Consider the following 19,708-nt stretch of genomic DNA (forward strand, 5'->3'; position numbering starts at 1 on the left):
ACGTGAGAGGGTGTCTCTCGCGTACCTGGTCGGCATCCCGCTCCGCGCCCGCGTGACGTGTGCCACACGGCCCGGGTATGGGCGGTTCCTGGGGGCTTTGGTCCTGACGGACCTCTCTCCGGGTACGCGATCATGAAACCGTACGGTCGATCGAGAAGACCGTGATCGAGCGCAGCACCCCATCCCGGCTGTCGGTGCCCGGGTGGACACTGGAAGAACAGCGAACGAGGAGACTCGATGAGGATCGGCATCCCCCGGGAGACCCGGGCAGGGGAACGGCTCGTGGCCGCGACCCCCACGACTGTGGCCCAGCTCGTCAAGCTCGGGTACGACGTCGTGATCGAGGCGGGCGCAGGCGCCCAGGCGAGCTTCCCCGACGCCGCCTACCGCGAGGCCGGCGCCTCCGTCGGCGATGCCGCCGAGGCATGGAGCAGTGACGTGGTGACCTGCGTCAACGCCCCCGAACCCGACGCGATCGCCCAGCTCCAGCCGGGCGCGACCATCGTCTCGATGATGGCGCCCGCCGCCCACCCGGAGCTTGTGGACGCCTTCGCCGAGCGGGGCGTCAGCGCCCTCGCGCTCGACGCCGTGCCGCGCATCTCCCGCGCGCAGGCCCTCGACGTGCTCAGCACCATGTCCAACGTCGCCGGCTACCGCGCGGTCGTCGAGGCCGCAGAGTCCTACGGCGGCATGTTCACCGGACAGGTGACGGCCGCGGGCAAGACCGCCCCTGCCAAGGTCTTCGTCATCGGAGGCGGCGTCGCCGGGCTCGCGGCCATCGGGACCGCCGGAAGCCTCGGCGCCCAGGTCCGGGCCTTCGACGTGCGCCCCGAGGCGGGCGAGCAGATCGAGTCCATGGGCGCGCAGTTCGTCCAGGCCCAGGCCGCCCAGCAGGAGGTCTCCGCGGACGGCTACGCCCAGGAGATGACCGCCGAGCAGGAGCGCCTCACCTCCCGCACGTACGCGGAAGAGAGCGCCAAGGCCGACATCATCATCACGACCGCGCTGGTGCGCGGCTCCGCCCCGCGCACCATCACCGCGGCGATGGTCGCCGCCATGCGGCCCGGCAGCGTCATCGTCGACCTCGCCGCCTCGGGCGGCGGCAACTGCGAGCTCACGGTCCCCGGCTCCAAGATCGTCACCGACAACGGCGTGACGATCATCGGCTACACCGACCTCACGAGCCGGCTGCCCAAGCACACCTCGCAGCTCTTCGGTACGAACATCGTCAACCTCATGAAGCTGCTCACCCCGAACGCCGACGGCCAGGTGGTCCTCGACATGGAGGACGTGGTCCAGCGCGGGATGACGGTCACGCTCGCCGGTGAGATCCTCTGGCCACCGCCGCCGGTCCAGGTCTCGGCCGCCCCGGCCGCCGCGACCGTGGCGGTACCGGTCGTCGACCCGGCCGTCCAGGCGCAGCAGGACAAGGAAGCCGCGCACCGCAAGGGGCAGCGCCAGCTGGTCGGCTACGGCCTCGGCGCGGTCCTGCTCGGGCTCGCGATCACGTTCTCACCCGCCGCCTTCGCAGGGAACTTCACCGTCTTCGTGCTCGCCGTGTTCGTCGGGTACTACGTCATCTCCAAGGTGAGCCACTCCCTGCACACCCCACTCATGGCCCAGACGAACGCCATCTCCGGGATCATCCTGGTCGGCGCGCTGCTGCAGATCGGCAGCGACAACTGGTGGGTCACCGCACTCGCCTTCATCGCGGCAACCGTCGCGAGCATCAACATCTTCGGTGGGTTCCTCGTGGCCTACCGGATGATCTCCATGTTCCGGAAGGATGCCTGACATGACGCTCGCCTCCCTCGCGCAGGCCGTGTACGTCATCGCGGCCATCCTGTTCATCCTCAGCCTCGCCGGGCTCTCCAAGCAGGCCACCGCCCGTCGCGGCGCGCTCTTCGGGATGACCGGCATGGTCCTGGCGCTCGGCGCCACGATCGCCCTCAGCCTGGACGATTCTGAGCGGCCCGTCCTGGTCACGGCCCTGCTCATCGCGCTCGTCTTCGGCATCGGTGCCTCCCTGGGCACCTGGCAGGCGCGCCGCGTCGAGATGACGCAGATGCCAGAGATGATCGCGATGCTGCACAGCTTCGTCGGCCTGTCCGCCGTGCTCGTCGGCTTCAACTCCTACCTGACCGAGACGCACGCGGACAAGGTGCACCTCGTCGAGGTGTTCCTCGGCATCTTCATCGGCGCGATCACCTTCACAGGGTCGATCGTCGCTTACCTCAAGCTGTCGGGGCGCATCAAGTCCTCCCCGCTCAAGCTGCCCGGACGCAACCTGCTCAACCTCGCCGGCCTCGTGGTCACCGCCGGCCTCATGGCCTGGTTCCTGGCGAGCCCGGCGGTCCTGCCGCTGCTGCTCCTCGCGGTGGTCTCCCTGGCGATCGGCTGGCACCTGGTCGCCTCGATCGGCGGGGGCGACATGCCGGTCGTCGTCTCGATGCTCAACTCCTACTCGGGGTGGGCCGCGGCCGCGGCCGGGTTCATGCTGAGCAACAACCTGCTCATCATCGTGGGCGCACTCGTCGGTTCCTCCGGTGCGATCCTGTCCTACATCATGTGCAAGGCCATGAACCGATCCTTCATCTCGGTGATCCTCGGCGGTTTCGGGTCCGACGACGGCGCACCCGCCGCGGGCGGCGACGCGACCGACTACGGCGAGCACCGCGAGGTCTCGGCCGCCGAGGTGGCCGACCTGCTCATGGCTGCGCGCTCGGTCGTCATCACGCCCGGCTACGGCATGGCCGTGGCCAAGGCCCAGTACCCGGTCGCCGACCTCGTCTCACGGCTGCGGGCACAGGGCATCGAGGTGCGCTTCGGCGTGCACCCCGTCGCCGGGCGCCTGCCCGGTCACATGAACGTGCTGCTCGCTGAGGCCAAGGTGCCCTACGACATCGTCCTGGAGATGGACGAGATCAACGACGACCTCGCCAGCACCGACGTCGTGCTTGTCATCGGTGCCAACGACACGGTCAACCCGGCCGCCCTCGACGACCCGACCTCTCCCATCGCCGGGATGCCGGTCCTGGAGGTGTGGAAGGCGAAGCAGGTCATCGTCTTCAAGCGCTCGATGGCCACGGGCTACGCGGGTGTGCAGAACCCGCTGTTCTTCAAGGAGAACACCGCGATGCTCTTCGGCGACGCCAAGCAGCGGGTCGAGGACATCGTCGGCGCCCTCGTGGCGGCCGAGCCGGTCGGGGCGGATCGGCGCTGACCAGCGCCCGCACGACCACGCCGAGGCGTCGAGCTGCCGGGTCACCTTCCAGGTGACCCGGCAGCGTCGTGTCTGGACGACGACGTCCTGGAAGAGAATGTGACCATGACTGCCGCACCCGACGCCTCTGTTGCCCTCGCCGCGCTGATCGACGTGATGGACCGGCTCCGCTCTCCGGGCGGGTGCCCCTGGGATGCCCAGCAGACCCACGCCTCGCTCATGAAGTACACGCTCGAGGAGGCCTACGAGCTCGTCGAGGCCGTCGAGCAGGGCGACCGCCCCGGCATCCGCGAGGAGCTTGGCGACCTGCTGCTGCAGGTGGTCTTCAACGCCCGGGTCGCTCAGGAGCACCCCGACGACCCCTTCGACATCGGCGATGTGGCCCGGGACCTCACGAGCAAGCTCGTCCGGCGGCACCCGCACGTCTTCGCCGAGGAGACCTACGTCGACGACGAGCGGCTGCGGGCGAGCTGGGACGCGATCAAGCAGCAGGAGAAGCGGCGCACGTCGGTCCTGGAGGGCATCCCGCTCGACCTCGGCGCGCTCTCGCGGGCCCAGAAGGTCTTGGTCCGCGCGCAGCGCGCGGGCCTGGTTCCGGTAGCCGAGCCGGTGCCCGACGACGCGAGGCTCGCTGCGGCGTCGGGCACCGGATCTGGAGCGGGCGCGGAGGTCTTCGACGAGACGCGCCGTACGGAGGCGATCGGCGCCGGGCTGCTCGACCTGGTGCGCAGGGCGCTGGCCGACGGCATCGATGCTGAAGGAGCGCTGAGGGCGGCCCTGCGACACGTCGAGTCGGACATCGCCGCGAGCGAGCGGCGACTCGCCGAGGCGGCCGCCCCGGCAGAGTGCTGAACACCCCGGGAATGGCCGTAATTGACCATGGCCTCGCAGGTCAGCGGCCTCTTTCGATGCGTGGGTGAGAGGTGGGGTGAGGCGTCGGGCTAGGGATTTCACCCGCTCGGATCCGCCGGGGTGATCTTGGAATGAACTCCGCTCCCAGCCCTAGCGGACCCCCAGGGTGGCGATCCTACGATCGCTCGTGACCGACTCCCAGAGTGCGCACGAGCGAGGTTGAGGATGACACATTCACTGTGGCCGCGACTGCCATCGATTCCCTTGCGCAGACCGATGACCTTGATCCGAGCAGCCGGTGCAGTCTCACCCGTTTCCCTCCTGTCGTCGTCCCGCCCCACCACGCCAGCCGGCCCTGCTTCCGGCCCCACGCCCCGCATCGAGCCAGTCCCGACGCCCGACCCGTCCAAGGCGCGGCACAGCGACTCCAACAGTCCCGACAGCGGGGCCATCCCGATCCAACGCTCCCTGCGGGCCACGACCATGCGGCACGTTGCCACGATCGACGTCGCCCCGTGGTCCCGGGCTCACCAGACACGGCTCTTCGTCGTAGACGCGGTCCTTGTGGCCTTTGCGCTGACCGTGGCCTTCGTCGTGCGCTTCGCACTCGGGTTCCCCGGCGGCGGCATCGTCGAGCCGACGACGTCATACGTCCTCATCTCCCTCCTGCTCTTCCCCGGCTGGCTCCTCGCGCTGTCGATGGAGCGATCCCGCGACCGCCGCATCGTCGGAGTCGGCGTCACCGAGTACCACAAGGTCTTCCAGGCCACCTGGAAGTTCTTCGCCGTGGTCGCAGGTGTCTCCTACCTCCTGCGATTCGACCTCGCCCGCGGGTACGTCGCCGTCGCGCTCCCGCTCGGCATCGCACTGCTGCTGGGTGGACGTTTTCACGCTCGCCGGTGGCTCCAGGGCCAGCGGAGCAGCGGGGAGTGCCTCTCGCCGTTGATCGTCGCGGGATCGCGCGCGGGTGTCCTCGATCTCATCACCGAGCTGCATGCGAACCCGCAGGCTGGCTACGTCGTCGTCGGTGCCTGCGTGCCCGACGGTGACCGCGAGCTCGGCGCGCTGATCGAGGGGGTCCCCGTCCTGGGAGACGTGCTCGACGTGCCCGCCGCCGTGCGCCAGACCGGGGCCCGCAGCGTCGCAGTCGGCGGCTGCGACTCCCTGACCTCGACGGTCGTGCGCAACCTCGGGTGGGAGCTCGAGACGACAGGGACCGAGCTCATCGTCGTCCCGGGTCTGGTCGACGTCGCTGGACCGCGGGTCCTCATGAGCCCGGCCGAGGGGCTGTCGCTCGTGCACATCGACGCACCGACGTTCTCCGGCGGGAAGTACCTGGCCAAGACCGTCATCGACTGGCTGCTCGCGCTCGGCGCGGTCGTCGTGCTGGCCGTCCCGCTGGCCCTGGTCGCCGTGGTCGTCAAGGCCACCAGCCCGGGTTCGGTGCTCTACCGCCAGGAGCGCATCGGCCGCGACGGCACGCCGTTCCAGATGCTGAAGTTCCGGTCGATGCGGACCGGAGCGGATGCCGAGGTCGCCTCCCTCGCCGACCTGAACGAGGCGGGCGGTCCGCTGTTCAAGATCCGCGACGACCCGCGGGTGACGACGATCGGCCGGTACATGCGTCGGTACAGCATCGACGAGCTGCCCCAGTTCTTCAACGTCCTGCGCGGTGACATGGCCCTCGTGGGGCCTCGCCCTCAGCTGCCGGGCGAGGTGGCCAAGTACGACGGGCACGCAGCGCGCCGGCTGCTCGTCAAGCCCGGGATCACGGGCCTGTGGCAGGTCAGCGGCCGCTCTGATCTCGAGTGGAAGGTGGGCCTGCGCAAGGATGTCTTCTACACCGAGAACTGGACGGTGTTCAGCGACTTCGTCATCCTTGCCAAGACCTTCAAGGCGATCGTGGCCCACAAGGGCGCGTACTGACGCAGCGCGGCCGTCCGTGCGGCGCACGTGGGCGGGCGAGGTGAGATGAACACTGACGTTCCATAGGTCAAACATCCCTGTCCTCACCCAGTCGATTCCGACTACTCTTGGGTGGTAACCCCAAAGTCCCACGAAGGAGCATCTGTGGCCAGCATCGAAGTTGTTTACGCACGCGAGATCCTCGACTCCCGCGGAAACCCCACCGTTGAGGTCGAGGTCGTGCTCGACGACGGCTCGTCCGCCCGTGCCGGAGTGCCCTCGGGCGCGTCCACGGGTGCATTCGAAGCAGTCGAGCGCCGCGACGGAGACAAGGCCCGCTACCTGGGCAAGGGTGTGCAGGACGCCGTTGACGCCGTCAACGAAGAGATCGCCCCCGAGGTCATCGGCCTCGAGGCCGAGGAGCAGCGCGAGCTCGACGCCACGCTGATCGACCTCGATGGAACCCCCAACAAGGGCAAGCTCGGCGCCAACGCGATCCTCGGTGTCTCCCTCGCCGTGTCCCAGGCCGCTGCGGAGTCCGCAGGCCTGGAGTACTTCCGCTACGTCGGTGGCCCCAACGCCCACGTGCTGCCCGTCCCGATGATGAACATCCTCAACGGTGGCTCGCACGCTGACTCCAACGTCGACATCCAGGAGTTCATGGTTGCCCCGATCGGTGCGTCCTCGTTCCGCGAGGGCCTGCGCATCGGTGCCGAGGTCTACCACTCCCTCAAGTCCGTCCTCAAGTCCGAGGGCCTGTCCACCGGTCTTGGCGACGAGGGTGGCTTCGCCCCGAACCTCTCGAGCAACCGTGCCGCGCTCGACCTGATCCTCGTCGCGATCGAGAAGGCCGGCTTCAAGCCCGGCGTCGACGTGGGCCTCGCGCTCGACGTCGCTGCGACCGAGTTCTTCAAGGACGGCGCCTACCAGTTCGAGGGCAAGGCGACGACCCCGGCCGAGATGGTCGAGTACTACAAGCAGCTTGTTGCTGACTACCCCCTCGTCTCCATCGAGGACCCGCTGTCCGAGGACGAGTGGAGCTCCTGGTCCGAGCTCGTCGCACTGGTCGGGGACAAGGTCCAGATCGTCGGCGACGACCTCTTCGTCACCAACCCCGAGCGTCTGGCCCGCGGCATCAAGGAGCGCTCGGCCAACTCGCTCCTGGTCAAGCTCAACCAGATCGGTACCCTCACCGAGACCCTCGACGCCGTGCAGCTCGCGCAGCGCGCTGGCTACACCGCGATGATCTCGCACCGCTCCGGCGAGACCGAGGACACCACGATCGCCGACCTCGCCGTCGCGACCAACGCTGGCCAGATCAAGACCGGTGCTCCCGCCCGTGGCGAGCGCATCAACAAGTACAACCAGCTGCTGCGTATCGAGGAGAGCCTCGGCGACTCCGCGCGCTACGCCGGTGCTGCCGCATTCCCTCGCTGGAACGCCTGACCATCACGTCGGCTGCAAGCTGACGCGCGGACGCCCGACGGACTTCTGTCCGCCGGGCGTTCGTGTGTGTGTGATGTGGAGGCGGCGAGTCGTTCACCGGCCCGCGGTCGGTGCAGGGGGACAATCGCCAGGTGCCCCCCGCTTCACGTCCTCCCGCACCCCGCCCGACCGGCAGCTCTGCGGCGCGCTCCACACCGCGCCGCTCGGGCGACCGCGCCCGCACCGGGGACACCCCGGCCGTGGTGCGTCCCACCGGGAAGACGGCTGGCTCGGGCGGCTCCCGGACGGGGGCCCACCCGTCAGCAACCAACTCCGCCCGCCCGTCGTCGTCGCGCACGGGATCGATCCGAAGTGCGCCGTCCGGGCGGCGTCCGGCGCCGGCCCTGCGTCCGACCGGATGGATGCGGATCTTCACGGTCCGCGCAGCCGTGCTGCTGCTCGTCACCCTCATGGGGTTCATCCTCATCATGCCGACGGCCCTGCAGTACGGGAAGCAGCGCACCGCCAACCAGCTGCTCAGCGCCCAGCTCGACGCGAGCCTGGTCAAGAATGCCGATCTGGAGAACGAGCGGAACCGCTGGAAAGACCCCAAGTACGTGATCTCCCAGGCGCGTGGGCGGCTGACCTTCGTCTTCCCCGGCGAGACCCCCTACCGGGTGATCGACCCGGACTCCGTCGTCGAGGTGCCCGCCGCTGACGCGCACGAGCCGATCACCGACGGCGCGGTGACGACCGGGCTCACAAGCTCCCAGCCGTGGTACTCGACCATCTGGGAGTCGGTGCAGATCGCCGGCAACGCGACCTGACGCTGGTTGACACCGCTGGCTGCGCCTCGTGTCCGCCCCAGGTGCTCGCTGGGTGCGCGCCGGGCACGGTCGAGTCGGGAGAGAATAGGGCAGCGAACCTGCCCGCCCGATGATTGGAACAGATCCGTGACTGACCCGGCTCCCGCCGTCGTACCTGACCCCAGCGCCGTGACCGACCGCGACCTCGAGGTCCTCGCCGAGCAGCTCGGTCGGCTTCCTCGGGGAGTCGTGGGCATCGCCGCGCGGTGCGTGTGCGGCCGCCCGCTCGTCGTTCGCACAGCCCCCCGGCTCGACGACGGCACCCCGTTCCCGACCACGTTCTACCTGACCAGCCCGGGTGCGGTGGCGGCCGCAAGCACCCTTGAGGCCAACGGCGTCATGCGGGAGATGTCAGAGCGTCTGCTCGAAGATGCCGAGCTCGCCTCTGCCTACCAGGTGGCGCACGAGCACTACCTCGCCCAGCGCGAGGCCCTCGGCCACGTCGACGAGATCGACGGGATCTCCGCCGGCGGCATGCCGACCCGCGTCAAGTGCCTGCACGTCCTGGTCGGCCACGCCCTCGCGGCCGGCCCCGGCGTCAACCCCCTCGGCGACGAGGCCCTGGACCTCATCAAGGACTCCTGGCGCCCAGACCGCTGCACCTGCTGACCGACCTGCACTCGCGCTCGCGTTCCCGCCCTCCCGCCACACCGCCCCACTCCGACCCTCCGCTCCGACCCTCCGCTCCTTCGATAGGTGCACGAATTCCGCCCCATCTTTTGGCAAAACAGGGCGGGATTCGCGCACCTATGGTCGGGGGCTGGGCTGGGCTGGGCTGGGCTGGGCTGGGCTGGGCTGGGCTGGGTTGGGTTGGGTTGGGTTGGGCTGGGCCGGTACTGGTCAGGTTGTGGCCTGGCGGGTGTGGATGGCTGTGCGGACTCGGGCGATGAGGCGAGCGGGGTGCCTGACGTCGTTCGCCGTGACGGTGATAATGCGCCAGCCGGCGTCTTCGAGTCGCTGGCGACGTTCGACGTCGCGGAGCCAGGTGGCTCGGTCCGTGCGGTGGATGTCGCCGTCGTACTCGATCGCGATCCGCAGGTCGGGGTAGCTCATGTCTGGCAGTGCGAGGAAGTTTCCGTGCTCGTCGTAGGCACGGATGTTGACTGCGGGGCAGGGCAGGCCGGCGTCGACGAGGACCATCCGGGTCCGTGTCTCCATGGATGAATCGGTCCCGGGCCGTAGGTACGGGAGCGCCGCGCGGGCCTGGATTACGCCATGGGTCTTGAAGGCGGCTTCCGTGATCTGACGCAGTGTCAGCAGGGATGTAGCCGGGTTCTTCCGGCGCATCATCGCGTCTCCCAGGACGACCAGGTCGGCGAAGGGAAGGACCTTCGAGCAGTGCAGCCACGTCTGCGCGGGTGTGGTCACGAGCAGCCCGTTGAACCGCATCACGCTTGCCGGGCCGCCTCCGTGCGCAACGATGCCAGGCCGTTTCGGTCGTCGCGCTCTGTCCGGTGCGACAACATGGATTCGGCGATCACGGTCCATGGGCCAGGGGGCCTCGATTTCACAAATCCGCAGAGCGCTGACATGGCTGAAGGCGACGCCGTCGCGCAGGATCGTCGCGACGGCATGGAACGGTGTCAGGGGGTCTACCGGTGCGTCCGCCCGCATGCGGACGCCGTGGAGCGGGGCAACGAAACGGCGCCCTCGGAGCTCCTTCTCGGATACGCCTGCAGCGAGGGCTGCATGGGTTGTAAAGGCGGTCATACCATTCAGCCTGCCCGCCGACTCCGCGCGGAGATCTCTCCGCATCCGCTCCGGTGACCGGACAGCCGCCTTCCTGCCCTGGGGACAACCTCCCACCGACCGCCCCCTCCGATAGGTGTCCGATTCCCGCCCTATTTTGCCGATGAGCGGGGCGGAAATCGGACACCTATCGGAGGGGAGGGGAGGGTGGTGGTGGATGGGAGGCGGAGAGTTGGGGTTGGGTGTCAGGGGGAGGTGGCAGGCTAGTGCTCATGACTTCGGGTACTCCTTCCTCGTCCGTGACCGTGCCGTCCGTGACCGCCTCGTCCGTGACCGCGCCGGAAGTTCTGGCTCCTAACTCAGCGCCGGCGGCTCCGGCGGCCGCTCCGCCTGTCGCTCCGGGGAGCGAGCGGGTCGCGGCGATCGACTGCGGCACCAACTCGATCCGCCTGCTGGTCGCCGACCTCGACCCGGTGGCCGGGACGCTGACCGACGTCGTGCGGCTCATGGAGGTCGTGCGGCTGGGCCAAGGCGTGGACAAGACCGGACGGCTGGCGCCCGAGGCTCTTGCGCGCACCCTCGAGGCGACCGGCCGCTACGCGCAGATCTGCCGTGACCTGGGCGCCGAGCACATCCGCTTCGTGGCGACGTCGGCCTCCCGGGACGCGGAGAACCGCCAGGACTTCGTCGACGGGGTCGTGGCCGCGATCGGCGTCGAGCCCGAGGTGGTCTCGGGTGAGGAAGAGGCCGCGCTGTCCTTCCGTGGCGCGACCAGCGTGCTCGGCAGCGAGCACGTCGGCCCGTTCCTCGTCGTCGACCTCGGCGGCGGCTCGACCGAGATCGTGCTGGGTCAGGCTCTCCCCGAGCAGGCCCTGTCGATGGACGTCGGCTGCGTGCGGATGACCGAACGGCACCTGGTCACCGACCCGCCCACCGGCGAGCAGGTCGCCGCCGCGCGGGCCGATGTCCGGGCCGCCCTCGACGAGGCGAGCACGGTGGTCCCGCTCGGGCAGGCGCGCACGCTCGTCGGGCTGGCCGGGTCCGTGACGACTGTGACGGCGCACGCGCTCGGCCTTGCGAAGTACGACCGCAACAGGATCAACGGCGCGGTCCTGACCGTCGAGGACACCCTCGCGGCCTGCGAGGACCTGCTGACCCGCACCCGCGACGAGCGCGCTGCCCTGGGCTTCATGCACCCCGGCAGGGTCGACGTCATCGCTGCCGGGGCCCTCGTCTGGTCCGAGGTGGTCACCCGGGTGCGCGACGACGTGGCGGCCGCCGGCGGGCAGCTCACCACCGTGGTCACGAGCGAGCACGACATCCTCGACGGCATCGCGTGGTCGCTCGCCTGAGGCTCCGCTCCGCGGAGCGTACCGACCGAGCGCACGGAACCATCCGGTTCCGTGCGCTCGGTCGTCTACCGGATGTCTCCTCGGTACGACGCGTCGCAAGGTACGACACGCCGCGCACTACTTCCTTGTGACCGGTAGTGCGGTGTGCGTAGTACCGTGTGGTGTGCGTGAGCAGGTCGCGACGTCGCAGGGGGACGTCGAGACGGCCATCGCGCACCGGCGCACGGAGCGTGCGCTTCTCGGCTCAGGAGGGCAGATGGATACCACCCAGCTACTCAAAGGTGTGCTCGACGCCGCGGTCCTCGCGGTGCTCGACGACGCCGACGGCTACGGCTACGACGTCGTGCGCAGGCTGCGCAGCGCCGGCCTCGAGGAGGTCGGTGACGCCTCGGTCTACGGGACGTTGCGGCGTCTGTACTCCGCGGGCGTGCTCAGCAGCTACGTCGTCCCCTCGGACGAGGGCCCGCACCGCAAGTACTACGGCATCACCCCCCAGGGCCGAGCGATGCTCGAGACCCAGCGCAAGGAATGGCACATCTTCTCGGGTGCGATGAGCGCCCTCCTCATGAAGGGAGCAGCGTGATGACCGCCGCCGTCTTGTCCGACCATGTCGCCGCCTACGCGGCCCAGGTGCGTGCGCACCTCGCTGACCTGACCTTCGAGCAGATCGAGGACCTCACCGACGGCCTCGAGGCAGACCTCATCGAGGCGCTCGAAGACCCCGAGGCCCGCCCGGTCACCGGCGAGATCCCGCTGGCAGGAACGCGCGACGCCGCGACCACGCCGTCGTCCACCACGTCCCTGCCCGACGCCGCGACGACGTCGATCATCAACCTCGCCGAGCGCTTCGGCCCGCCCAAGGCCTACGCCGAGGAGCTGCGGTCCGCGGCCGGGCTGCCCGCGCCGAGCCTGGTCAAGGCCCCGAAGCCGGCCAAGCCGCCACTCGTCCACCGACTGCGGACGCGCCTCATCGACGTCCGCGCGCGCCTCGTGGCGCAGCCATGGTGGCCGGGCGTCCGCGCGACGGCCGAGGCCCTGCGCCCGGTGTGGTGGGTGGCCCGCGGCTGGGTGCTGTACAGCATCTTCGTCACGATGGTCTCCGGCTCGGAGAACGTGGCCTTCGTCCCGAACAACCTCTTCGGGATCCTCCTCCTGCTCGGCGTCGTCGCGGCCAGCGTCCAGTACGGCCAGGGCCGGTGGACCCTCGCCGGCAAGGGGCGCCACGTCCTGACCGCCGTGAGCGTGGTGGCCGTAGTCGGGCTCTTCCCGACGCTCGCGACGGCGGTCGCGCACAGCACGCAGGTCGACTACATCAATTACGGCGGGCCCGAACCGATCGCCGACGGTGTCTACTTCGGTGGCCTGCCCGTGACGAACCTCTTCGTCTACGACGCCGACGGCAAGTTCATCGACCAGGCCCAGATCGTCGACGACAAGGGGCGCCCGGTCCGGGTCGACCGCGAGGGCGGTCTCTGGGACGAGAGCACGGGGCTGAGCAGGTACTGGAGCGCGGCCCAGGACTCATATGGTCGCGACATCTGGAACGCGTTCCCGCTGCGCATGTGGAACGACCAGGACGGCGAGTGGGACGACAAGACCCAGAACTGGGTCCTGCCCGACGGCGTGAGCCCGACGGTCATGCCCCCGCCCTTCGCCCAGCTGGCTCCGATCGCCAAGGACCAGGGCGCGCCCGCGGTCGAGCCCGGGGACCCGGGGCAGGTCGCACCGACCGACCCCACGGCTCCCACCGACCCGGCCACCGACGTCGCACCCGGAGACGGTGCGTCCGACAGTGCTGCATCAGGCGATACTGCGCCCGCGGATCCGGCGCCCGCAGACCCGGCGGACCCCCTCGCACCGGGGGTCGCGGACGTGCCTCCCGCGGGGTAGCCCCAGGGCTAGACGTAGGCAGGACGCAGGCAACATCGGCGTCTTGAGATCCAGGATGCGAGATCAGAGGCGGTGCCCGAGCAGCGGGCGCCGCCTCTGTCGGTCACTGTGCCCGGGATCACGCAGCCGAGGCTTCGCCGGATCTGACACCCCGGAATATAGTTGAGGCATGCCTCAGACTGACCTGATTTCGGATCCGCCTGCCCAGAATGCTTCAGCGGCAGCAGCCGCTGCGCCGCGCCCCCGCAAGGTCCCACGCATCGTCGTGCTCGGCGGTGGATCGGTCGGTCTGTATTCCGCACGTCGCCTGCGCAAGCGGATGGGACGCCGCGAGGCCGCGATCGTCGTCGTCGACCCGCGCCCGTACATGACCTATGCGCCATTCCTGCCCGAGGTGGCCGCCGGGTCGATCGCCGACCGCGACGTCGTCGCCCCGCACCGCCGTGCGCTCAAGCGCGTGGACACGCTGCAGGGCAAGGTCACCAACATCAACCACGGCGAGCGCAAGATCGAGATCACCCCCGAAGAGGGCGACTCCTACGAGATCACCTACGACCACCTCGTGGTCGGCCTCGGCTCCGTCGCGCGCACCCTGCCGATCCCGGGCCTGGCCGAGGAGGCCATCGGCTTCAAGAACGTCGAGGAAGCGGTTGCCGTGCGCAACCAGATCCTCAACCGGATCAACCTCGCCAGCTCGACCTGGGACCCGGACCTGCGCAAGCGGATGCTGACGTTCACCTTCATCGGTGGTGGCTTCGCGGGCATCGAGGCGATGGCCGAGACCGAGGACATGGCCCGCGCGGCGGTCAAGAACCTCACCGGGGTCGACCAGTCCGACGTGCGTTTCGTCATGATCGAGGGCTCGGACCGGATCCTGCCCGAGCTGACCCTCGAGATGGCCAACTACGCTCTCGACGAGATGAAGAAGCGTGGCATCGAGTTCCACCTCTCCACCTTCCTCAGCTCGTGCGTCGACGGCCACGTCGTCACCTCGACCGGCGTCGAGTTCGACACCGACACGATCGTGTGGACCGCCGGCGTCAAGGCCAACCCTGTCCTGGGCACCTCTGACCTGCCGCTCGACCGGATGGGCCGGCTCACGGTGCTGGCGACCCTGCAGGTCGTCGACGCCGACGGCAACGTCGTCCCCGATGCCTGGGGCGCCGGTGACTGCGCCGCGGTCCCTGACCTGTTCAACCCGGGGACGTTCTGCCCGCCGAACGCCCAGCACGCGATCCGCGAGGCCAAGATGCTCGCAGACAACCTGTACTCGACGCTGCACAGCGGCGAGGTCAAGGAGTACAAGCACAAGAACCTCGGCACCGTCGCCTCGCTCGGCCTGCACAAGGGCGTCGCGATCCTCTTCGGCAAGATCAAGCTCCGCGGCTTCCCGGCGTGGGTCATGCACCGCATGTACCACGTGAGCGCCATGCCGACCGCGAGCCGCAAGATCCGCATCACGACCAACTGGGTCGGCACGTGGCTGCTGCGCCGCGAGGTCGTCTCCCTCGGCTCGATCCACGACCCGCGCGCTGAGTTCCGCGCCGTGTCCGCCCCGGTCAAGCCGAAGGACGCTCCGGCGGCGCCGGCTGCCCCCGCGGCGAAGGACGCCGAGGAGAAGGCCGACAAGTAGGCCTGATCTCACGACAACAACGGGACCACACCGCACGCGGTGTGGTCCCGTTGTTGTATCGTCCAGCGTGGCGACGAGCGCGTCTCTCGCCCCCATAGCCCAATTGGCAGAGGCAGCCGACTTAAAATCGGCACAGTGTGGGTTCGAGTCCCACTGGGGGTACCAAACAACGCTTTGCGACGCCCTTGCCCCTCCCCGCGCGCCCGGCAGTGCGATGTGCCACCGTGATCTGGTGCACGGCACGACGCGTCGACCAGCGGAGGCAGCGGATGGACGACCCCTACGCGGCCTTGCTGCCCGTCGTCGTCGTGGCCTTTCTCAGCCCGCTCCTCGTGGGGCTGCTGCCCGCCCGTGCGCGCGTCCCCCAGGTGGTCGTGCTGCTGCTCGGCGGAGTGATCATCGGCCCTCAGATGCTGGACTGGTCTTCGCAGGCATCGGTGGTTCTGCTCTCCGACCTCGGCTTGGGCTTCCTCTTCCTGTTCGCGGGGTACGAGCTGGACCCGGCGATCATGCGCCAGCGCGCCGGGCGTCTGGCGATCGGCGCGTGGTGCACCTCGCTGGTGGTCGCCGTCGCACTCGTCTTCGTGGTGGCCGCGCCGGCCACCAGCCAGGCGCTGGCCGCGGGCTCGATCGCCCTGACGACGACGGCCCTGGGCGTGCTCCTGCCGGTTCTGCGCGACGCCGGCCAGCTCGGCACCCGCTTCGGCACGGCCGTCTTCGCGGTGGGCGCGGTGGGCGAGCTCGGACCGATCGTGGCCATGGCCCTGCTGCTCGGGTCCCGGCGCAGCGGTGCAGCAGCCGTCCTGCTCGTCGTCTTCGCGGTCGTGGCGGTGCTGCTGGCGCTCCTACCGACGAAGATCCGGCTTCCCCGGACCGAGGCGGTGCTGCTCCGCAGCGAGCACGGCACAGGCCAGACGACGGTGCGGCTGACGCTCGTCCTGCTCGTCGCGCTGCTCGCCGCCGCCGCGAGCCTCGGCTTCGATGCCGTGCTGGGCGCCTTCCTGGCCGGGATGATCCTGCGCCGCTGGGCACCGGGCGACGTCGAGAAGCTTGAGGAGAAGATGGACGTCATCGGTTGGGGAGTGTTCATCCCGGTGTTCTTCGTCAGCTCCGGCATGGGCCTGGACATCGACTCGATCGGCAAGGAGCCGTGGATGCCCTTCGTCTTCCTCGCGCTGCTGCTCGTGGTGCGCAGCGGTCCGGTGCTCGCCTGGTTCCGCAGGGCCCTGGCGGGAGGAGAACGGGTGCAGGTCGCCCTGTACAGCGCGACGACGCTGCCGCTCCTCGTCGCGCTCACCAAGCTGGCGGTCGACGACGGGGTGATGTCCCGGTCGGTGGCAGCGGCCCTCGTCGGGGCCGGGGTGCTGTCCGTGCTGGTGTTTCCGATCGCTGCGCACCGGCTGGGCGACCGTGACCGTGCGGCTCTGGGGTCGCCCCCGGAGTGACCGGCCGTCGCGGCGAGCCCCGCGCAGCCACGTGCGCGAGGAGCCGGTGGGACGGCGTCAGGCAGGCTCAGCGTGCGTCGTCGGCCCAGTGCGCCGGCAGGTCGAGGCCCGCGGGGATGCGCGTGGCCGCGTCGCCGCGGGCGGCGGTGAGCTGCGGCTGGGTAAGGAAGAGCGCGTCGGTGAGGTTGGCTCCGCGCAGGTCCGCGTCCCGCAGGTCCGCCCCGATGAGGTCGGACCAGCGCAGGTCTGCACCGCGCAGGTTGGCGCCGATGAGGAGAGCTCCGCGCAAGGTGGCCCCGCGCAGGTCCGCACCCGCGAGCTTGGCACCGATGAGGTCGGCGCCCCGGCGGTCCTTGGGCTTGCCCGGCGCACAGGCGCGCACGAGCTCACTCGCCCGGGTGAGCAGGACGTTGACCTCCTGGCGGTAGGCGTCGACGTCGAGGGCGAGCAGTGCCTCCGGCCGGCCGGCCGCCAGCTCTTCGGTAGCGGCCGACGCCGCGCGCAGGCCGTCGTGGACCGGCGCAGTGGCCGCTCGGGAGAGCGCATCGGTGAGATACCAGATGAGCTCGTGGAGGTGACGCACGACCGGGAACACCTCGAACATCTCGGTCATGGTCGCGGGTGCCTCCCGCCAGCTGACCCCCGAGTAGATGACCTGGGCGACCTGCTGCCCGGCGCCGAAGCAGTCGTAGACGGTGCAGCCCCGGAAGCCGCTCGGACGTAGCTTGGCGTGGATGCCGCAGCCGAAGGTCGGCTCGAGGTTGGGGCACGGCGTGCCCGCGGCCTTGGTGATGGCGAAGTCTGACGACCTGGCGAAGGGCAGCGCGACGCAGCACAGCCCGAAGCAGCTGCCGCAGTCCCCGCGCAGGTCGTCGCGGCCTAGCTGCTGGTCTGCCTCAGACATCGTGCTCCTTGCCGCGGTGGTGAACCTGCGCTCGTGGACGACCTCCAGTGTCCCAGCACGCGAGCCCGGCGTCACGTCGTTTCCGGCGAGGAGCGGGTGTGGGGCGCGCGGGTCACGCGTGGCCCGCCCAGCCGTCGGATGCGTCCTCATGCATGGACGGGCAGGTCCCGCCCCGTTCGATGACCGGTTCGAAGTGCCACACCTCGTTCGCGTACGTGCGGCACAACCCGTACCGCTCCGACCGCTCGCCCAGCCACAGGGCCCCCTCGGTGGGGCCGACGTCGATCGCCAGGCCCGCCACGTGGGCGGAGGCCTCCGGTGGCAGCACCCAACGGCGGGCCGCCTCGGCCGACCCGTAACGTTCCAAGGCCGCGTCGACCAGCCCTTGCTGGTCTGCCGCGCTGCGCCAGCCCGAGGTGAGGGTCAGCTCGACGCCGTCGCGTGCGGCGTCGGCTGCGGCCTCGTCGAAGGTGGCGCGGAGGCCGTCGTCGAGATGCGTCGCGGGACCAGGAGCGGGCACGGGACCGGCCGCGGAAATCGGGCCGGTCGTGGTCCCGGCCGCGGACGGCCGCGAGAAGACTCCTCCCAGCAGGAGACCCACGGCCACGACGACTGCCACGAGTCCGACGACGAGGCCCGCCGTGGTCCTGCGCCCTCGCCGGGACGCGCCGCTGGGTCGGGAGGTAGGGCGGGAGGTGGGCGGCCAAGGCTGGGTGCCGGCGCGGGGCGCTGCCCAGGCCGGGTTCTGGGCCGGCGCGGCGGCCCGCACGGCGCCGGTGTCGGCCGGGCCCACCGGGCGGTGGCCTGCCGTGCGGTGGCCTGCCGTGCGCCGGACAAGCGCTTCGGCATGCGGGCTGGAGAGCGGCTGCCCAGCGGAGGGCTGCCCAGCGGAGGGCTGCCCGGCGGAGGGTGGCCCGGCCGGGGGCTGCCTGGCTGGCACGCGAGCAGCCGGGACAGCAGGGTCGTGCCCAGGACGTCGGGGGATCCGCCGACGCGCTGGGTCGTCGAGGTCGTGTGCCATGACAGTCATCTTTGCGCCTGTCGCGGGCTGGCACATCGACCCCTGGGGGGGGAATGGCGGGGGAGCCTGGCCGCCCAGAGGTCCGCCGGGCTCGGACACGTTCCCTGCGCCCTCCACCCGTGGGAGGACCGGCCGGGCGCGCCGGTCCTCCCTTCGGACGTCGCCGCCGGGAGCCAGGCACCGTACGGTGGTCACCGTGACCGACTCTCCGCCTCAGGCACTGCCGCCTCAGGCGCCGGTGCCCGACACGCGGGCGACAATGCAGCCGCGCGAGGGGCAGCCGCGTCCGACGCGGCCGCCCTGGGTGCGCGACGTGATCGTCGCCCTCGTGGTCGGTGGGATCTGGTTCCTCGCGGTCCGGCTCGCCGACCAGGGCGGATACTGGCACCCCCGGTGGATCAGCACGTACTGGTGGGCTGGCGCCTGGATGGTCTTTGCGCTCGCCGGCCGCCGAACGATCCCGTGGACGGTCTTCTGGCTGACGATGCTCTGCTACCCGCTCGGCTACCGCACGGGCCTGCAGTCCGACTTCCACGTGCTGCCTATCCTCATCGCGGCCTTCGGCGCCACGCACTCGGCGCGGGTCCGCCCGGCAGTCGCCGTCGTGGTCGCCGGTGCAGCCGGGCTCTCGCTGCGCTTGCGCGGGGGCCCGGCCATTACTTCCGGGTGGGACCTGAGGGCCCTCGGCTTTGACTTCCAGGGCCGGCCGTCCACGGTCCTGGTCATGTTCGCCCTGACCACCGGCGCGGTCGCGCTCGGGGTGGTCATGCACAGGCTGGCGTTGAGCTCGCAGTCACTCATCAACCAGAATGCCGAGCTCCAGCGGCTGCAGGGCGTCGTCGCCGAGCAGGCCGTCTCAGCCGAGCGGCTGCGCATCGCTCGGGAGCTGCACGACGTCGTCGCGCATCATATGAGCGCGATCGTCATCCGGGCGCAGGCCGCGACCCGGGTGGCGCCCAACCAGCCCGATGCGCCGCTGCTGGCCACAGAGTGGATTGCGGAGGCTGGTAAGGACGCGCTCAAGGCGATGCGCACGATCGTCGACATGCTGCGCGAGAGCCCGGGAGAGGGCGGCGCCCTCACCCCCGCCCCGCGTCTGGACGACCTGCGCGGGGCCGCTCAGCGGATGGCGCAGGCCGGACTCGATGTGACGGTCATGATCCCCGAGGTGAACCTCGCGCTCGGGCCGGCGGCCGAGCTGGCCCTCGTGCGGATCGCCCAGGAGTCGCTGACCAACGTGCTGCTGCACTCGACAGCGACGACGGCGACGCTGTCGCTCAGTCGGCGTCCCCGGCACATCGTTCTCACCGTCCACGACCCCGGTCCGGCGCGACCGCCCACACAGCCCGGCGAGGCCCGGCGAGACGGCAACGGCGTGCGCAACATGGGTGAACGCGCCGTGACCTGCGGCGGCCGGTTCTCCGCTGGCCCCGACCCGGATGGCGGCTGGCTCGTCCGCGCGCACCTGCCCAAAGACCTGTGACCCAAAGACCTGTGACGATG

At 70.3% G+C, this 19,708-nt stretch carries 16 protein-coding genes and 1 tRNA gene; 14 read left to right on the forward strand and 3 right to left on the reverse strand.

Annotated features, from left to right (window positions below):
• Positions 1-237: 237 nt before the first annotated feature.
• From BLQ50_RS10990 to BLQ50_RS11020, 7 genes are all read left to right on the forward strand, one after another.
• Positions 238-1,794 carry a Re/Si-specific NAD(P)(+) transhydrogenase subunit alpha gene (locus tag BLQ50_RS10990; RefSeq protein ID WP_093183659.1) on the forward strand — a complete coding sequence of 519 codons (1,557 nt, stop codon included), beginning with the start codon at positions 238-240 and terminating at the stop codon, positions 1,792-1,794.
• A 1-nt stretch (position 1,795) separates the two neighbouring features.
• A complete protein-coding gene (pntB, locus tag BLQ50_RS10995) occupies positions 1,796-3,223 on the forward strand; it encodes a Re/Si-specific NAD(P)(+) transhydrogenase subunit beta (RefSeq protein ID WP_093183660.1) in 1,428 nt (475 codons plus the stop codon).
• A gap of 105 nt (positions 3,224-3,328) precedes the next feature.
• Positions 3,329-4,075 (forward strand): nucleoside triphosphate pyrophosphohydrolase, encoded by a 747-nt coding sequence (locus tag BLQ50_RS11000; RefSeq protein WP_093183820.1) that lies wholly within the window; start codon positions 3,329-3,331, stop codon positions 4,073-4,075.
• A gap of 276 nt (positions 4,076-4,351) precedes the next feature.
• Entirely contained in the window at positions 4,352-6,001 is a 1,650-nt protein-coding gene (locus tag BLQ50_RS11005) for a sugar transferase (protein WP_175559104.1), read from the forward strand.
• Between the two features lie 144 nt (positions 6,002-6,145).
• Entirely contained in the window at positions 6,146-7,426 is a 1,281-nt protein-coding gene (gene eno, locus BLQ50_RS11010; RefSeq protein WP_093183663.1) for a phosphopyruvate hydratase, read from the forward strand.
• 131 nt (positions 7,427-7,557) lie between these two features.
• Complete coding sequence (locus tag BLQ50_RS18345; protein WP_139185804.1) at positions 7,558-8,232, forward strand: FtsB family cell division protein; 675 nt, start codon at positions 7,558-7,560, stop codon at positions 8,230-8,232.
• 126 nt (positions 8,233-8,358) lie between these two features.
• Entirely contained in the window at positions 8,359-8,880 is a 522-nt protein-coding gene (locus tag BLQ50_RS11020) for a DUF501 domain-containing protein (protein WP_093183666.1), read from the forward strand.
• A 231-nt stretch (positions 8,881-9,111) separates the two neighbouring features.
• Here BLQ50_RS11020 and BLQ50_RS18645 read toward each other — a convergent pair whose 3' ends face one another.
• Complete coding sequence (locus BLQ50_RS18645) at positions 9,112-9,663, reverse strand: endonuclease domain-containing protein (RefSeq protein ID WP_175559105.1); 552 nt, start codon at positions 9,661-9,663, stop codon at positions 9,112-9,114.
• Between the two features lie 569 nt (positions 9,664-10,232).
• On the opposite strand from BLQ50_RS18645, the gene BLQ50_RS11030 reads away from it, so the two are divergent.
• From BLQ50_RS11030 to BLQ50_RS11055, 6 genes are all read left to right on the forward strand, one after another.
• On the forward strand, positions 10,233-11,312 hold the full coding sequence (locus BLQ50_RS11030; protein ID WP_093183822.1) for a Ppx/GppA phosphatase family protein: 1,080 nt from the start codon (positions 10,233-10,235) through the stop codon (positions 11,310-11,312).
• 256 nt (positions 11,313-11,568) lie between these two features.
• Positions 11,569-11,895: a PadR family transcriptional regulator gene (locus tag BLQ50_RS11035; RefSeq protein WP_093183823.1), complete on the forward strand. Its 327-nt coding sequence runs from the start codon at positions 11,569-11,571 to the stop codon at positions 11,893-11,895.
• On the forward strand, positions 11,895-13,202 hold the full coding sequence (locus tag BLQ50_RS11040) for a hypothetical protein (RefSeq protein WP_093183669.1): 1,308 nt from the start codon (positions 11,895-11,897) through the stop codon (positions 13,200-13,202). The genes BLQ50_RS11035 and BLQ50_RS11040 overlap by 1 nt, the downstream gene beginning before the upstream one ends.
• A 169-nt stretch (positions 13,203-13,371) precedes the next feature.
• Positions 13,372-14,835, forward strand: coding sequence for an NAD(P)/FAD-dependent oxidoreductase (locus BLQ50_RS11045; RefSeq protein WP_093183671.1), 1,464 nt, complete (start codon positions 13,372-13,374; stop codon positions 14,833-14,835).
• Between the two features lie 88 nt (positions 14,836-14,923).
• Positions 14,924-15,000 (forward strand) — tRNA-Leu (locus BLQ50_RS11050).
• Between the two features lie 104 nt (positions 15,001-15,104).
• Positions 15,105-16,280, forward strand: coding sequence for a cation:proton antiporter (locus tag BLQ50_RS11055; protein ID WP_093183673.1), 1,176 nt, complete (start codon positions 15,105-15,107; stop codon positions 16,278-16,280).
• Positions 16,281-16,347: 67 nt separating this feature from the next.
• Here BLQ50_RS11055 and BLQ50_RS11060 read toward each other — a convergent pair whose 3' ends face one another.
• Positions 16,348-17,184: a pentapeptide repeat-containing protein gene (locus tag BLQ50_RS11060; RefSeq protein WP_093183674.1), complete on the reverse strand. Its 837-nt coding sequence runs from the start codon at positions 17,182-17,184 to the stop codon at positions 16,348-16,350.
• Between the two features lie 112 nt (positions 17,185-17,296).
• On the reverse strand, positions 17,297-18,214 hold the full coding sequence (locus BLQ50_RS18835; RefSeq protein WP_217629154.1) for a D-alanyl-D-alanine carboxypeptidase family protein: 918 nt from the start codon (positions 18,212-18,214) through the stop codon (positions 17,297-17,299).
• A gap of 187 nt (positions 18,215-18,401) precedes the next feature.
• Between BLQ50_RS18835 and BLQ50_RS11070 the strand changes: the two genes are divergently transcribed.
• Positions 18,402-19,688, forward strand: a complete 1,287-nt coding sequence (locus BLQ50_RS11070; RefSeq protein ID WP_175559106.1) for a sensor histidine kinase — start codon at positions 18,402-18,404, stop codon at positions 19,686-19,688.
• Positions 19,689-19,708 lie beyond the last annotated feature (20 nt).

The organism is Sanguibacter gelidistatuariae (assembly GCF_900096585.1).
GTDB lineage: Bacteria > Actinomycetota > Actinomycetes > Actinomycetales > Cellulomonadaceae > Sanguibacter > Sanguibacter gelidistatuariae.

Excerpts from the sequence above, each read along its gene's own strand:
- BLQ50_RS11040 (WP_093183669.1), top strand. The coding sequence starts at position 11,895 with ATGACCGCCGCCGTCTTGTCCGACCATGTCGCCGCCTACGCGGCCCAG.
- BLQ50_RS11005 (WP_175559104.1), top strand. The coding sequence starts at position 4,352 with ATGACCTTGATCCGAGCAGCCGGTGCAGTCTCACCCGTTTCCCTCCTG.
- pntB (WP_093183660.1), top strand. The coding sequence starts at position 1,796 with ATGACGCTCGCCTCCCTCGCGCAGGCCGTGTACGTCATCGCGGCCATC.
- BLQ50_RS11060 (WP_093183674.1), bottom strand. The coding sequence starts at position 17,184 with ATGTCTGAGGCAGACCAGCAGCTAGGCCGCGACGACCTGCGCGGGGAC.
- BLQ50_RS10990 (WP_093183659.1), top strand. The coding sequence starts at position 238 with ATGAGGATCGGCATCCCCCGGGAGACCCGGGCAGGGGAACGGCTCGTG.
- BLQ50_RS11035 (WP_093183823.1), top strand. The coding sequence starts at position 11,569 with ATGGATACCACCCAGCTACTCAAAGGTGTGCTCGACGCCGCGGTCCTC.
- BLQ50_RS11055 (WP_093183673.1), top strand. The coding sequence starts at position 15,105 with ATGGACGACCCCTACGCGGCCTTGCTGCCCGTCGTCGTCGTGGCCTTT.
- BLQ50_RS11000 (WP_093183820.1), top strand. The coding sequence starts at position 3,329 with ATGACTGCCGCACCCGACGCCTCTGTTGCCCTCGCCGCGCTGATCGAC.
- BLQ50_RS11030 (WP_093183822.1), top strand. The coding sequence starts at position 10,233 with ATGACTTCGGGTACTCCTTCCTCGTCCGTGACCGTGCCGTCCGTGACC.
- BLQ50_RS18835 (WP_217629154.1), bottom strand. The coding sequence starts at position 18,214 with ATGACTGTCATGGCACACGACCTCGACGACCCAGCGCGTCGGCGGATC.
- BLQ50_RS11045 (WP_093183671.1), top strand. The coding sequence starts at position 13,372 with ATGCCTCAGACTGACCTGATTTCGGATCCGCCTGCCCAGAATGCTTCA.